This window comes from Ralstonia mojiangensis (assembly GCF_023955645.1).
Lineage (GTDB): Bacteria > Pseudomonadota > Gammaproteobacteria > Burkholderiales > Burkholderiaceae > Ralstonia > Ralstonia mojiangensis.
Genome location: NZ_JAMXHU010000004.1, coordinates 284,317 through 297,738 on the forward strand (window position 1 = coordinate 284,317; position 13,422 = coordinate 297,738).

Annotated in this window: 12 protein-coding genes; 2 read left to right on the plus strand and 10 right to left on the minus strand. The window is 63.2% G+C overall.

The window, feature by feature from the left end; all coding sequences use genetic code 11:
* Positions 1–29: 29 nt before the first annotated feature.
* The 9 genes from NG898_RS17870 to NG898_RS17910 form a co-directional block, all read right to left on the minus strand.
* A complete protein-coding gene (locus tag NG898_RS17870) occupies positions 30–353 on the minus strand; it encodes a P-II family nitrogen regulator (RefSeq protein WP_252693700.1) in 324 nt (107 codons plus the stop codon).
* Positions 350–3,499: an efflux RND transporter permease subunit gene (locus tag NG898_RS17875; protein WP_252693701.1), complete on the minus strand. Its 3,150-nt coding sequence runs from the start codon at positions 3,497–3,499 to the stop codon at positions 350–352. Before NG898_RS17875 ends, NG898_RS17870 begins: the two co-directional genes overlap by 4 nt.
* A complete protein-coding gene (locus NG898_RS17880; RefSeq protein ID WP_252693702.1) occupies positions 3,496–4,716 on the minus strand; it encodes an efflux RND transporter periplasmic adaptor subunit in 1,221 nt (406 codons plus the stop codon). The genes NG898_RS17875 and NG898_RS17880 overlap by 4 nt, the downstream gene beginning before the upstream one ends.
* The gene (locus tag NG898_RS17885) at positions 4,713–6,059 is read right to left on the minus strand and encodes a TolC family protein (protein ID WP_252693703.1); all 1,347 of its coding nucleotides are present in this window, start codon (positions 6,057–6,059) and stop codon (positions 4,713–4,715) included. Before NG898_RS17885 ends, NG898_RS17880 begins: the two co-directional genes overlap by 4 nt.
* A gap of 113 nt (positions 6,060–6,172) precedes the next feature.
* Positions 6,173–6,700 carry a hypothetical protein gene (locus tag NG898_RS17890; protein WP_252693704.1) on the minus strand — a complete coding sequence of 176 codons (528 nt, stop codon included), beginning with the start codon at positions 6,698–6,700 and terminating at the stop codon, positions 6,173–6,175.
* A 64-nt stretch (positions 6,701–6,764) separates the two neighbouring features.
* A complete protein-coding gene (locus NG898_RS17895; RefSeq protein ID WP_252693705.1) occupies positions 6,765–7,160 on the minus strand; it encodes a winged helix-turn-helix transcriptional regulator in 396 nt (131 codons plus the stop codon).
* Positions 7,161–7,374: 214 nt separating this feature from the next.
* The gene (locus tag NG898_RS17900) at positions 7,375–8,484 is read right to left on the minus strand and encodes a porin (protein ID WP_252693706.1); all 1,110 of its coding nucleotides are present in this window, start codon (positions 8,482–8,484) and stop codon (positions 7,375–7,377) included.
* A 22-nt stretch (positions 8,485–8,506) separates the two neighbouring features.
* A complete protein-coding gene (locus NG898_RS17905; RefSeq protein WP_252693707.1) occupies positions 8,507–9,553 on the minus strand; it encodes a PepSY-associated TM helix domain-containing protein in 1,047 nt (348 codons plus the stop codon).
* Positions 9,550–9,918 (minus strand): helix-turn-helix domain-containing protein, encoded by a 369-nt coding sequence (locus NG898_RS17910; protein WP_252693708.1) that lies wholly within the window; start codon positions 9,916–9,918, stop codon positions 9,550–9,552. The genes NG898_RS17905 and NG898_RS17910 overlap by 4 nt, the downstream gene beginning before the upstream one ends.
* Positions 9,919–10,261: 343 nt before the next feature.
* Here NG898_RS17910 and NG898_RS17915 point away from each other — a divergent pair, with 343 nt between their 5' ends.
* Positions 10,262–11,146, plus strand: a complete 885-nt coding sequence (locus NG898_RS17915; RefSeq protein ID WP_252693709.1) for a DUF4198 domain-containing protein — start codon at positions 10,262–10,264, stop codon at positions 11,144–11,146.
* A gap of 61 nt (positions 11,147–11,207) precedes the next feature.
* Entirely contained in the window at positions 11,208–12,287 is a 1,080-nt protein-coding gene (locus tag NG898_RS17920; protein WP_252693710.1) for a PDR/VanB family oxidoreductase, read from the plus strand.
* Positions 12,288–12,539: 252 nt separating this feature from the next.
* On the opposite strand, the gene NG898_RS17925 is transcribed toward NG898_RS17920, so the two are convergent.
* Complete coding sequence (locus NG898_RS17925; protein ID WP_252693711.1) at positions 12,540–13,328, minus strand: hypothetical protein; 789 nt, start codon at positions 13,326–13,328, stop codon at positions 12,540–12,542.
* Positions 13,329–13,422: the final 94 nt, after the last annotated feature.

Here is a 13,422-nt window from a genome sequence, read left to right on the forward strand (position 1 = left end):
CCGTTTTTCATGCACGCATCACACGACCTTCAACCCGTGCGATGCAGGAAGGTGGCCTGAATCACATCGGTCATCCAGATGGCGCTGTCACCGGTCTGGCCGTGCTCCAGCACCTTGACGGCGCTTTCGAACAGCACGCTGGCCAGCGCATCGGAAGCGACAATCTCGATACGCACGCGCGGCACAAACTCCGTCAGGTCTTCCTTGATGGAATGCGCGCCAGCCTGCGAAGCCGTTGGCGGATAGGCATTCACTTCGGCCACCGTCATACCGGGAAAGCCCGAGCAACTGCGCAGCGCTTCATGCATGCGTTCCAGCAGTTGCGGGCGCACTACGATGCGGATTTCCTTCATGCCTTCGACTCCTCATCAAACCATTTGTACAGCGTGGGCAGCATCACCAGCGTGAGCAGCGTGCAGGTCAACAGACCGCCGATCACCACGATGGCCAGCGGCCGTTGCACCTCTGAACCCGGCCCCGTGGCAAACAGGAACGGGATCAAGCCCAGCATGGCCACCGTGGCCGTCATCATCACGGGGCGGAAGCGCATGCGCGAGCCCAGTCGCACCGATTCCTCCACCGACATGCCCTGCTCGCGCAGACTGCGGATCGTGCTGACCAGCACCACGCCGTTGAGCACCGCGATGCCCCATAGCGCCACAAAGCCCACCGATGCCGGCACCGATAGATACTCCCCGGTGACGAACAGGCCGATGATCCCGCCCACCGAGGCAAACGGCAGCACCAGAATGATTAGCGTGGCGTAGCGCACCGAGTTGAACAGCAGGAAGAGCAGGAAGAAGATGGCGGCCACCGTAATCGGCACGATCACCTTCAGGTGGCCCATGGCGCGTTCCATGTTCTGGAACTGACCGCCCCACTCGAGGTAATAGCCCTCGGGCAGCTTGACCTTCTGCGCGACGGCCGCCTGCAGCTCGGCCACGAAACCGCCCAAGTCGCGGTCGCGCACATTCACGCCCACCACCACGCGGCGCTTGCCCAGCTCACGGCTGATCTGCGCGGGGCCGTCGGTCACATCAATGCGGGCGATGCTTTCCATCGGCACCTGTGCGCCATTGGGGGCGGCCACGATCAGGTTGCGGATGGCTTCAACGCTGCCGCGATATGCGTCCGGCAGACGCACCACCGCGCTGAAGCGGCGCTCGCCTTCAAAGATTTCCGTGGCTTCCTTGCCGCCGATGGCGGTCTCGATCACGTTGTGCACGTCGGCCGCGTTCAGGCCGTGACGCGCGATGGCCTGGCGGTCGATCGCGATCTGCAGATACTGCCGGCCGGTAATGCGCTCGACACGCATGTCCTGCGCACCCTGGATGCCCTGCGCCACCTTGGCAATCGCCTCGGCCTTTTCGCGCAGCGTGTTCAGGTCGTCGCCGAACACCTTGATGGCCACGTCGGAACGCACGCCGGTCACCATCTCGTCCACGCGGTCGGAGATCGGCTGCGCCATCACGATCTGCACGCCGGGCAACACCTGCAGCGCCTTGCGCATCGCCTCGGCAATGTCGTCCTGATTCCAGCCCTTGGGCCATTCGTCGCGCGGCTTGAGTGAGACGATGGGCGTCGACTCGTTCTGCCCCTGCGGGTCGGCCGGAGACTCACCTCGGCCCACGCCAGACACCGCCGACTTCACGCCCGGCACCTGCATCACCAGGCGCATGGCTTCCATCTCCATGCGGATCGACTCTTCCAGCGAGATGTTGGGCGCGCGGTTGATGCCGGGCACCACCGAGCCTTCCTTCATCTCCGGAATGAACGCCGTGCCGAGGAACGGCATCAGCGCACCGGTGGCCAGAAACACTGCCACGGCCACGATCACGGTCTTGCGGCCGTTGTTCAGGCTCAACTCCAGCAAGCGCAGATACGGCTTCTTCATCTTGCGGATCAGCCACGTGTCATGCGCGTCGTGTTCGGCGTGTGGGTCATCGCTGTGTTCACCTTCCACGCGCTTGTGCGCCTTCGGCTTGAGCAGATACGACGACAGCACCGGGGTGAGCGTGAGCGACAGCACCAGTGAGAAGAACAGCGCAATCGCAATCGTGAAGGCCAGCGGCGCGAACATCTTGCCTTCCATGCCCTCCAGCGTCATCAGCGGCAGGAACACCAGGATGATGATGCCCACGCCAAAGATCACGGGCGTCGCCACCTCCGTCACCGCATGCAGGATCACGCGCGCGCGACTCTCGTTCGGATCGCGCGGCTTGGCGAGGTGCGCGAACGCGTTTTCCACCACGACCACGGAGCCATCGACCATCAAACCGATGGCGATCGCCAGCCCGCCCAATGACATCAAGTTGGCCGAGATGCCCAGCTTGTTCATTGCTATGAAAGTCAGCAACGGCGTGAGGATCAGCGTGCCGACCACGATGAGCGACGAACGGATGTCGCCGAGGAACAGCAGCAGCACGATCACCACCAGCACCACGCCTTCGGCCAGTACCTTGATGACGGTCTGCAGGGCCGAATCGACCAGCTCCGAACGCTCGTAGTACGGCACGATCTTCAGGCCGTCAGGCAGCATGCCGTCGCTGTTGATGGCCTTGACGCGATCCTGGATGCGGGCGACGACTTCCTTGGCGTTGCCGCCGCGCATCATCATCACCACACCGCCGACGGATTCCGTCACGCCGTTCTTGACCACCGCCCCCGCGCGCACCGCCGTGCCGATCTTCACCTCAGCCACATCGCGGATTGTGAGCGGCGTGCCGTTGACCTCCTTGAGCACGATGGCGCCAATGTCGTTGGTGTCGCGCACCAGGCCCACGCCGCGGATCAGGTATTGCTCCGCGAAGTGCGGCAGCACACCGCCACCCGAGTTGGCGTTGTTGGCGGCCAGCGCCTCGAACACCTGCTTGACCGTCACGTTGTGGTGGCGCAGGCGTTCCGGGTTGACGAGCACCTGATACTGCTTCTCGTAACCGCCCTGCGAGTTGATCTCCGCCACGCCCGGAATCGAGCGCAGCAGTGGCCGCACCACCCAGTCCTGCGCGATACGGCGCTGGGTGAGTTCCTCGACCGAGAGTTCCTTGTCGCCGTCATCCGGTTTGTCGAGCGTGTACTGATACACCTCGCCCAGGCCCGTCGATACGGGGCCGAGCACTGGCGTCACGCCTGCGGGCATGCGCGACTGCACCTCGATCAGCCGTTCCATCACAAGCTGGCGCGCGAAGTACACGTCGGTCTCATCGGTAAAGACGAGCGTGATGAGCGACAGGCCCGGCTTGTTGAGCGAACGCATTTCGGTGAGCGCCGGCAGACCGGTCATGGCCATTTCCACCGGCACGGTCACAAAGCGTTCAACCTCTTCCGGCGAGCGCCCCGGCGCTTCCGTAGCGATCTGCACCTGCACATTGGTCACGTCCGGAAATGCGTCAAGCGACAGCTTGCGTGCGGCGTCCAACCCGAAGAACAGCAGCACGGCAGCAATCACCGCCACCACGAGCCGCTGCTTGAGCGCGCCGCGAATCAATGCGTCGATCATGCGCCCTCCATCTCGGCGCGCTTGCGCTCATTGTTCAGATGGAAGCCGCCTTCAACGACGATCGGCTGACCGGCCTGCACGCCGGAAACGACAGGGCGCACGCCGTTCGATTCATCGCCCAGCTTGACCGGCGTGAGCTGGTAGTTCGTATCGCTGGTGCGCACGAACACGTAGTCGCGGTTGTCTTCACGCACCACCGCGGAGGTCGGCACTACCACGCGTTCTTCCGGGCGCGACTGGATGATCAGCGTGGCCAGCATCGACGGTTTGAGCGCGCGCTCGGCATTGTCGACTTCGGTGCGCACCGTGACCGTACGCGTTTGCGGGTCAACAATGTCCGACACCCAGATCAGCTTGCCGACAATGCGGTCTCCTGCGCCGGTGTCGATCTCTACGACCTGCCCCGCACGCACGCCAGCAGCGGCGTTTTCGGGCACTTCGCCCACCACCCACACGCGCGACAAATCGGCCACGGTGAATAGCTCATCGGCCGGCTGCACCACCTGGCCGCGCGTTACCTTGCGCTCCACCACCGTGCCGCCGATGCTCGCCACCACGGGCGAGATCGACGACATGCCGCCCGTGCGCATCTTCGCCAGCGTGCCAGGCGACACGCCCATCACGCGCAATTGGTCGACGGCTGCGCGCACTTCGGCATCGGCCATCGCCAGTTCGCTCTGGCGCTTCTGGAGTTCGGCCGAGCCGATCACGTCGGCGGCCAGGAGCAGCTTCGCGCGTTCCAGCGCGCGGGCCTGCAAGTCACGCTGCGCGGCGGCCTTCTGATAGGCGAGCTGCGCGGCGCCAAGCTCCGTGCTGTGCAGTTGCGCAAGGATGTCGCCTGCCTTGACGCTCTGGCCCGGCGTGGCAACCAGCTCCGTCACACGACCCGTGACGGTGGCGCCGATGCGGGCCACGCGCTGTTCGTCAAATGCGATCTGCCCCGGCACCCGCAGGCGCTCGGCAATCGGCTGCTTGCCGACCGGCGCCACCTTCAGGCGCTGCACCAGCGTGGGCTGCGCAACGACGAGGTTGGGATCGACGGCCTGTTGTGCGGCCTTCGCATCGTTGCCGGCGTCTTTGCCGCAGGCGCCCAGCAACAGCATCGCCGCCAGGGCAACGCCGGCCAGCCGGATCGAAGAAGAAAGAGAAGAAGGTGCGGTCATGGTCTGGCTGGATTCGTGAGTTCGGGAGGCAACGCGATGGCTCGGGCGTGTCATTGGGCCTCCGGCCACAAGCGGTCAAGTTCAACGGCGGCGGTGCGCAGGTCTGCGCGTGCAGCAATCAGGTCATTGCGTGCCTGGCGGAAGACGCGCTGGGCATCGAGGTAGTCGAGAATCCCGCGCTCGCCGTGGCGGTATGCGGCTTCGGCCACGCGCAGCGCCGATTCGGCTTGCTTGATGACGCCGGATTCGAGCGCGCTGACTTGCGACTCTGCAATCTCGTATTGGCGATAGGCGGATTCCACCGCTTGGCGCGTGCGCAACTCGCGGTCGCGCAACAGGGCGCGTGCACGTTCGCGGGCGGCCACGGCTTCACCGACGGGACCAACGCGGCGATCGAACAGCGGAATCGACATCACCAGACCCACGCGGCTGTCCTGCAGATCGGGCTGACGGTCGACCGACCCGCGCAACGCGAGCGACGGCCAACGCTGGCTGCGCTCGTGCGCGAGACGCGCTTCGGCCTCGCGCACGGCGGCGCGGTCGGCTTCCAGCTCCGGATGCGTGGCGAGGACCGTGCTGACCAGATCGGCCAGGGGCGGCAAATGCGATACGGAAGGCGTCTCCGCACCGGCATCGACATCGAACGTCAACGGCAGATCGGTGCCCACGGCGCGGCGCAGTTCAGCCAGCGCCTGTTGCACGCGCAGTGCGGCGGCCTGTTCGTTGCGCTGCGCGTTGAGCAGCTCTGCGTCGCCACGGATGAGTTCGTAGCGCGGGGCTTCGCCGGTTTCCACCCGCACGGCCACGCCACGGCGGATCTGCTCGACCAGCGTCACGTCTTCGCGCGCGTTGCGCTGCTCGGCTTCGCGACGCACCACGTCGTAGAAGCGCAGCTTGAGATCGGCCTCCACGTCGCGTGCCTGCGATCGGGCCGTGGCCTGCGACGCTTCGTACGCGGCATCCGCGGCCTGCGTACGGGCGGCGCGCTGCCACGGCAAGTCGAGCTTCTGCGTGATCGACACGCTATTGGTGCGGCCTTCCGCCGCACCCGGCATGCGGGCACGCTGGCGGCCAGCCATGGCTTCCACCTCGGGGTTGGGCCACGCGCGTGCGGTGGCGATGCCCGCCTGCGCAGCCTGCACCTGCGCCTGTGAAGCGGCGAGCGCCGGATGGTTGGCGCGGGCCAGCTCCAGCAACTGCTGCAAGGTGTAGCGCGGCTGCGGCAGCGCCTCGTCAGCCCGTGCGGTGCCGGTCTGGGCACCACGTTGCGAAGGTGCCGGGGGCGCGGCGTTGGCGTGGACGGCAATTGCAGCCAGCACGGCGGAAAGAACAGCACGTCGCGACACGCGCGCACCCGCTGCGGGGCGCGGGGTGGCCGCATCCTGATTGGACAACATCCGAAATCATCCTGAAAAAGAAGAACAGGCAAGCGCGAACGCCCAGCCGGTCAAGGGGCCGGTTGGCGCAGCACTAGCAACTCAAGGGGATGGTTTCCGGCGAATGCCGGAGATCAGGCGTGTGCGGGAGGACGCAGCATGGGGGCCGGCGTGGGGCCAGCCTGGAACGGGGGAAGAGAGACACGGACGCGCGCGACACGCAGGCCGGGCGTCAACGCCATGGGAGGCGGCGGCAGCCACAGTTCCGGCGCGTCGCTGGGGTGGTCAGGGGCGGCGGCGCTGGTCGAGGGCGCATCGGGCGCATCGGATGCGTGCGCAACCCAGTGCTCAGCGCTGAAGCACTGGCTGGGCTGCTTGACCGCCTTGCCGAGCGCAACCTTGATGGCACGCTCGAAACCCTTGCTGGGCTTTGCAACAGGCAGCGCATCACCCGGCACGTCGTCGACCACGGCTTCGATGGCTTCCAGCGCGTCGTCCGCAGCCTGGCCATCGGGGAAATGCGTGGCCGAGAACACCGAAACCGTAAACAACAGGCACCAGATCGTGACGAGCCAGCGTACGCCGCGCACGCGCGACAGCACGCCCCGCGCGGTGGCGCGAGACAACGTCGGCAAGGCGGAGGAAAGATTCGTCACAAACATGGGCTCCGAATACTATCGGAAAAATGCTGCATCTGCACACAACGTCGGCCAGATGACGCAGATGTCAATCGGAATCGACCTGACTTTTGCGAATCCGTTCCATTTCGTGCCAATGCGCACGCACCCAGTCGTCCAGGCCGACGAGCGTCCGGTTGAGCGATTCACCGAGCGGGCTGAGACGATATTCGATGTGCGGCGGGACGCTGTCGTAGATGGTGCGCAGGATGAGGCCGTTGGCTTCCAGCTCGCGCAGCGTCTGCGTGAGCATTTTTTGCGAGACGCCGTCGCCCACGCGGCGCAGGAGTTCGTTGTTGCGCACGGGGCCGTTTTCCAGCGCGGGGAAGATACGCAACGCCCATTTGCCGGCTACCAGTTCGAGTGCGCGCGTAGACGGACAGGCGCCGGCGGTGCCTTCAGACGGGTTTTCCTGCGTTGAAGAAGGAGCCATGTTGTCGGCCATGGGGCCTCCGGAACACGATTGGGATACGCGTGACCGTACCGCCAATCGTGCTGGCCCGCAATGCGCCCCGGTCAGGACCCGAGCGCCCTTGGCGAAGGCGTCCCGCGCGTGCCGATCGATCTGGAGTGTTCAATATCGACACCTGTGGAATTCGAACAGCTTCACGTTTGTGCCGTCACCGAATCACGCGTCGTCCCAGGACAGAAACAGGCGCTTAGAAGTTGTGCCGGATCCCGATGTCGAATCCGTTGGAGGATTTACCCGGCGCGGTCACGGCGCCATCAAGCGCTGAAGCTGACGTACCCCCGTTGCTCACGTGAGCAATGGCCGTATACAAGGCAGTTCGCTTCGACATCGTATAGACATAACCAAGCGCCCACTTCTTGGCCGTCGGGCTGCTTGCCGCATCAGTGCTGTAACGCGAGTATGCGATCCGGATGGCGCCAGCGCCGGCGGGAATCTTCGCACCAACCAGCCAACCCCTAGCGCTGACCGGTCCGTTCTTGTCCCACTCGTACATGCCCATGGCGCAGACCACGCCAAAATCATAGCTCGCACCGGCGTTGTTCTGCCGAACATCGCCTGCTGCGTAGCGAGCCCGGCTGACTGCGCCAGCGACGGTAAAGGTCCCAGTGGAGTAGCCGGCGCGAACTCCAAAGCCGTTCCCGTCTTTGGAGGTAGGGGTACCACTAGGATTTTCGCCCATGTAATACATCGCGTTGAACTGGAAGCCGGAGCCGCTGAATCCCTGAGGCCCGTATCCGATCGAGGAGGCGTTGAAGCTATGTCCGTAGAGGTACGAGATGCTGTTTGAGGCGCGGACCGTAGTCGGGCCGGTGATCGCGGAATTCAGCACTTGGCTGCCGCCGCTGCCACCGAGGTCAAATGGATCAAAGACGGCAAGATTCATGTACTGCGGCACATACTCTCGGCCGAGGCGAATTTCACCCCAATTGCTTCCGACGCTGATCGTCGAACGACGGTTGAACGTGAGCCCGCCATTGCCTGTAATACCGGTGGACTGGTTGTTGATGTTGGTGGCTTGGCCAGTGCCGGTGTCCGCGTTCACACCGCTCTCCAGCCAGAATCCGGCCTTGAGGCTGCCGCCAAGGTCATCCTGGCCTCGGAAGCCGATCCGGGAGGCGGCAAGGTAGCCGCTCGCCATCTGGTTCAGGTTCGAAATGCTGCCGGAACCGTGTGCCAAAGCCATGTCCACAGTGCCGAACAGGGTCACGCTGGATTGTGCGTAAGCGGTTCCGGCCAGCGAAGTCGCGAGGACAACGGGCACGGTGATGGCTTTCCGTGTGATCGAATTCGATCGCATTGGATGTATCTCCTAAACCTTGTTAACGTTTTGATTTCTTCCGGAAGCGTTGCACCACCCCCGATAAGGAAAGCGCAGCGAGCGAGAGCGCGAAGAGCGTCCACAACCCGCGTGCTACCAACGCAGCCACGATCCCCTGATTGCCGGGCAGCCATCCGGTGTGCAGCGGGTACACCACGTTCAGATAGCGCACTGTCAGCGGCTGCTCGGTGGCTCGCACGATGCGCAGTACCGAGGCGTCAGCCTCTCGCAGGTACACCGAGTGGAAGCCAAAGGGGTTCCACTCATCCACACGCAATCGCACGCGAAGCACGCCACCGCGCGCCGCGTAGATTCGTATCGGTCGAGCTTGCGGCAATGCGACGGATGCGGCAACGAGTGCTTGGCCCAGCGTAGACCGTTGCCCCGCGCTTGCGGCCTGCCCGGCGGGTGGAGGCACAACTGAACCTCCGCCTGCAATCGCCGACAGCGCGCTGTTAGCGAGTTCGGGCGAGCGCAGTACGAAGCCGGTGGTCAGCATCATGGCGAGTGGAAGGATGGCGAACGGACCGATCCATCGATGCCATTGCTGCCAGGACGAGCGCGCAGGCATCCGCCTCACCCGCAACCAGACGCGCAGACCCATCGTGATCGATACCAGGGCGAGCAACGCCGATGCTCGAAGTACCCAGGGCCCGACTTCACCGAGCATCAGATGCTCGTGTAATTCGAACAGCTGGGTTTTCCAATCACGGTTGTCCGGCTGTAGTTCGCCTGCCGTGCCGCGCGTCGCATCGATCTCGGCCCAGCCGCTCTCGCTGGGCTGCGCCGTGCGTAGATGGACACGGATCGGCGCATCGGGGCCACGTGGCAGGTCGACGAGGTCAGCCTTTGCCGTCTGGTACCGGCTCGCCAGTTCAACCATGCCCCGATCCAGCGCTTTCCCCCATTCTTGTACCGTAGGAGGACTCGCCTGCGGCGAGGGCAGCGGCTGCAGCCACAGCAGGGTGACGCCTGTTAGCGCCGACACCGAAAGCAACGGTGCGAGCACCCAGCCTAAGTAGCGGTGCCATTGGTAGGAGAACTTCATGCGGCCTCCCGTTCACGGCTGCCGTCCGTCATGGCAGCCGCGCTGCGCTGACGGCCAACGTACTGGCTCGGCGTCATGCCCCAGGCACTCTTGAAGTGCCTGCAGAGATGGCTTTGGTCATAGAAGCCTGCCACTTGCGCTGCAGATGCCAGCGACTCGCCATCGGCTAACAGTGTTCGCACCAACTGGAGCCGCTGCAGACAGACGAAGCGGTGTGGCGAGACACCTGCGTGTTTGCGAAACACAGCAGAGAAGCGCCATACGCTCAGTCCGGCCTTCGCGGCTAGTTCATTGAGAGAAAGGCGCTCGTCGAGATGCTCGTCTATGTACGTGATCGCCCAGGCGACACGCGGGTGCGTGGTCATCTTTGGTTCCTCCAGAAACGGCGTTTTTTTGTAGCTCTATGGCCGTCAAGTGTAGGAACTACCCACGGCAGGTTCCGCTGAAATGCTTTGCCCGCAAACGAACGTCGTGGCGTTGTAATGGCGTGTAACGGCATGAAGTCTTTATGACCAGCGCATGCCAGGCGCAGCAAAATCGTCCAAGACGCTTCACTCGTTTTTCACGTAGCCAGCAGCACGAACTTTTGAAGACCGGATACGCGCCATGCTCAGCAAATCCGTCCAAGACGCTCAGGACCATGGCACATAGAATTTGCCGACCACGCCACCCAAAGCTGTTCGGTTGTCGCTTTGCTTGTGGTCCGTCGTGACGCTGCTGAAGCCCGAACTTGACCCGGTATCCGACGAGTCAGTGGCGTTAGAAGGGTGCAGCACACGCTGCCTGTTCAATCACGCTGGACCCGCCGATCTTTCAATTTCCCGCCCCAAAGAAAACCGATTGGAGAAGACAATGAAAGCTATCAACAAGCTTGCCGTCGCGGCATGTGTAATTACGAGCTTTGGCGCAGCGACCGTTGCCCAAGCTCATGGCATCTGGTTTGCACAGCGCTCGAATGAGCTTGCCCTGATCTACGGCGTGGGTGCCGATGATCTGGACGCGGTGAAGCGCCTGCCGAAGATCAAGGCTGTCGCGGCCTACGATGAGGGCGGCAAAGAAGTACCCATGCAGCTCACGCCTCGCGGACCGCTGCTCGTGGTGAGCACCGAAAACCAGACGGCGATCGTCACTGCTTTTCTCGACCATGGTCCGTGGAGCAAAACGCCCGACGGCGAGTGGTACAACAAGGGCAAGGACGAGGTGCCTGATGCCACGATCAGCGAACACACCTTCAAGTACGCGGTACATCTGCGCCGGCTGAATATGGTGCCACCAGTGCTGCCCGCCCAAAAATTGCAAATCGTGCCAATGGCGAAGCATATGCCCGAGAAGATGGGCCAAACGCTTGTGGTCCGTGTGTTGTATGAGGGCAAGCCCGTTCGGGGAGCGCTCGTGCAGCCCGATTACGTGACTGACCCCGATTCCAAACCACTGAAGACCGGTGCCGACGGCATCGCGACCATCAAGGTGCGAAACCAGGGCCTCAATGTCGTTGTTGCGACACTCATCACGCCACCTGCGAATCCGGTGCAGACGAACCGCGACGAGTATCTGGCGACGTTGTCATTCGTGCTGCCGCACCAGCCCGAATAAGGCCGACCAAGGTCAAACATGGCGGGCCCTGTACGCACGCGAAAATGCATCGAGTTTGCATATGAACAGCTCACTCCCGTCCTTTTTGCAGTTCATCACTGCGCTCGCTCTTGCAGTGCTGACCGGCCTCGCCTGGCCCCGGCTGCGCAATTGGCTGCGTGGCCGCTCCCTGGCACAGACTGCCTCCTCGATGCTGACGGTGCGGGTGCGCCGAATCGTTGACGAGACAGCCGACATCAAGTCGTTCGAACTCGTGAGCGCCGACGGCTCTGCGTTGCCCGTCTGGAGCGCCGGCGCACACATCGACGTGCGACTCGACCCAGATACCGTTCGGCAGTACTCCCTGTGTGGCGCACCTGGCGCGCAGGACGTGTATCACATCGCGATCAAGAATGCGCCAGACTCACGCGGGGGTTCACGCGCGATGCACCAGCGCGTGGGCGTCGGCGATACGCTTGTCATCGGTCATCCGCGCAATCACTTCGAACTGATCGACGATGCATGCCACTACGTACTGATTGCTGCCGGCATCGGGATCACGCCGCTGCTCGCGATGGCGCAGGAGCTGCAGGCTCGCGGTACCTCGTACGAACTGCATTACTTCACGCGTTCGATCGCCGAGACCGCATTCCAACAAATGCTTTCTGCGCAGCCGTATGCCGATCGCGTGAGCTTCCATTACGCCGTGGGCGCGCGGCTGCGTGACATGCTCCAGCTGCGGCTTTGCCACTATTCTCAAGGCCACCACCTTTACATGTGCGGCCCGCGCCGGTTTACGAGCGTCATCGACGATGTCATAGCCGGTATCTGGCCGTCTGAGGCGGTCCACGTCGAATACTTCGGCGCCGACGCTGCCGCGGCGTCCGCACCGAGCCACGCGTTCGAGGTCAAGCTCGAGCGGTCGAAGCGTACGATTCCGGTTGCCGCCGGATGCAGCATCGCCGATGCGCTATGCGCGCACGGTATCTCCGTCGCCACCTCGTGCCGTGAGGGTGTCTGCGGAACCTGTTTGACCGGCCTCGTGGCCGGCACGCCGGACCATCGCGACGCGTTCCTCAGTGACAAGGAGCGTAAGGCTGGCGACAAGATCATGATCTGTGTCTCGCGTGCGAAGTCCGCGCAGCTCGTGCTTGATATCTGACCACGACAGCGGTCGAAAGCTTCCCCTGCTCGGAGCGTCGATGAGGAGTACGTGCGTACGTGGCGCCGACCGAGCAAGCGTGATCAAGGTTTGATCGGCAACGAGGTGTTGCCCTATCTGCTCACTCCGATTCCAACAAGGATGCCAACCCCGCCGCGCGCGGATCGCTGAATGTCGTGCCGTTGTGCGGCATGAAAGTTGGTGTGCCGATAGGCTTTCAGAAAAAAATTGGCGCGCCACGCACATCGGCGGTCAACTCAATGGAATCTCCAAGATCCACTTGACCGTCCACCGGTCGGTGCTGCGCGTCAAACCGCGTCCAATACCGAAGTTGAAAACGAACGGCTTACGGTCCACATCAAACGCGAGAAATAGAGTGTGCTGCTGCTCGTGCAATGGTAGGAGATGATCAACACGCCCCAGTCCAGCGTAGTACTCCAGCCCGGTGCGAATTCCGGATGCGACTGTGCGTGCCACCTTAAAAGCGGGCGCAACCTCTGGCACACCGCTGCGATCGGGGCCAGAGAGGTTCCAGTCAAGAACCGGGTTGATGGCCCATAGCCACCGGTCATTCTGAAAACCATAAATCGGCCGCAACTCCGCCGCTTGTTGCGATTGCTCAAATCGTGTCGCAACGTGAGCCAGCTCGACGTTGAGACCAGCGAAGTGGCCAACACCATCTTCCGGTCGAACAGGCATCCACTTTACGCGGAGCTTCGGACCGGTGACGTAGTACGTGTTATCGCGCGTGAGCGAGGTCGGAACGTACAGACCGAGCTCCACTGAGGGCGTCAATCCGTAAGAGAACTCGGCGGTTGCACGCCAACCGTGGGGGGTTGTGACTTCTTTGGGGTAGGACGGTTCTGCGATGCCGCTTGGTGTCGTGTTCAGATGCAGCTCCAAACCAAACTCCCCCGGTGCGTTGATGTCGCCCGTATAGACCTGGATTTCGTCTGGCAGCGCGGCGTGCACCGGCGGTGCCGACACGTACAACAAACTTGCGGTGAGCCCGGCAATGCGGGCAATGCGCGAATTGAGCATGGGGATAATCCGTTTTCTGCAAGCCGAAGCGCAAATGTTGAGCGAGCGTTCTTGCTCAATGTCCTAGTGCGTTACAGCCAGGTGTCGAGTAGTG

What these genes read in the sequence shown, in the direction of transcription:
- NG898_RS17870 (WP_252693700.1), bottom strand. Translation starts at nt 353, where the DNA reads ATGAAGGAAATCCGCATCGTAGTGCGCCCGCAACTGCTGGAACGCATG.
- NG898_RS17875 (WP_252693701.1), bottom strand. Translation starts at nt 3,499, where the DNA reads ATGATCGACGCATTGATTCGCGGCGCGCTCAAGCAGCGGCTCGTGGTG.
- NG898_RS17880 (WP_252693702.1), bottom strand. Translation starts at nt 4,716, where the DNA reads ATGACACGCCCGAGCCATCGCGTTGCCTCCCGAACTCACGAATCCAGC.
- NG898_RS17885 (WP_252693703.1), bottom strand. Translation starts at nt 6,059, where the DNA reads ATGTTGTCCAATCAGGATGCGGCCACCCCGCGCCCCGCAGCGGGTGCG.
- NG898_RS17890 (WP_252693704.1), bottom strand. Translation starts at nt 6,700, where the DNA reads ATGTTTGTGACGAATCTTTCCTCCGCCTTGCCGACGTTGTCTCGCGCC.
- NG898_RS17895 (WP_252693705.1), bottom strand. Translation starts at nt 7,160, where the DNA reads ATGGCCGACAACATGGCTCCTTCTTCAACGCAGGAAAACCCGTCTGAA.
- NG898_RS17900 (WP_252693706.1), bottom strand. Translation starts at nt 8,484, where the DNA reads ATGCGATCGAATTCGATCACACGGAAAGCCATCACCGTGCCCGTTGTC.
- NG898_RS17905 (WP_252693707.1), bottom strand. Translation starts at nt 9,553, where the DNA reads ATGAAGTTCTCCTACCAATGGCACCGCTACTTAGGCTGGGTGCTCGCA.
- NG898_RS17910 (WP_252693708.1), bottom strand. Translation starts at nt 9,918, where the DNA reads ATGACCACGCACCCGCGTGTCGCCTGGGCGATCACGTACATAGACGAG.
- NG898_RS17920 (WP_252693710.1), top strand. Translation starts at nt 11,208, where the DNA reads ATGAACAGCTCACTCCCGTCCTTTTTGCAGTTCATCACTGCGCTCGCT.
- NG898_RS17925 (WP_252693711.1), bottom strand. Translation starts at nt 13,328, where the DNA reads ATGCTCAATTCGCGCATTGCCCGCATTGCCGGGCTCACCGCAAGTTTG.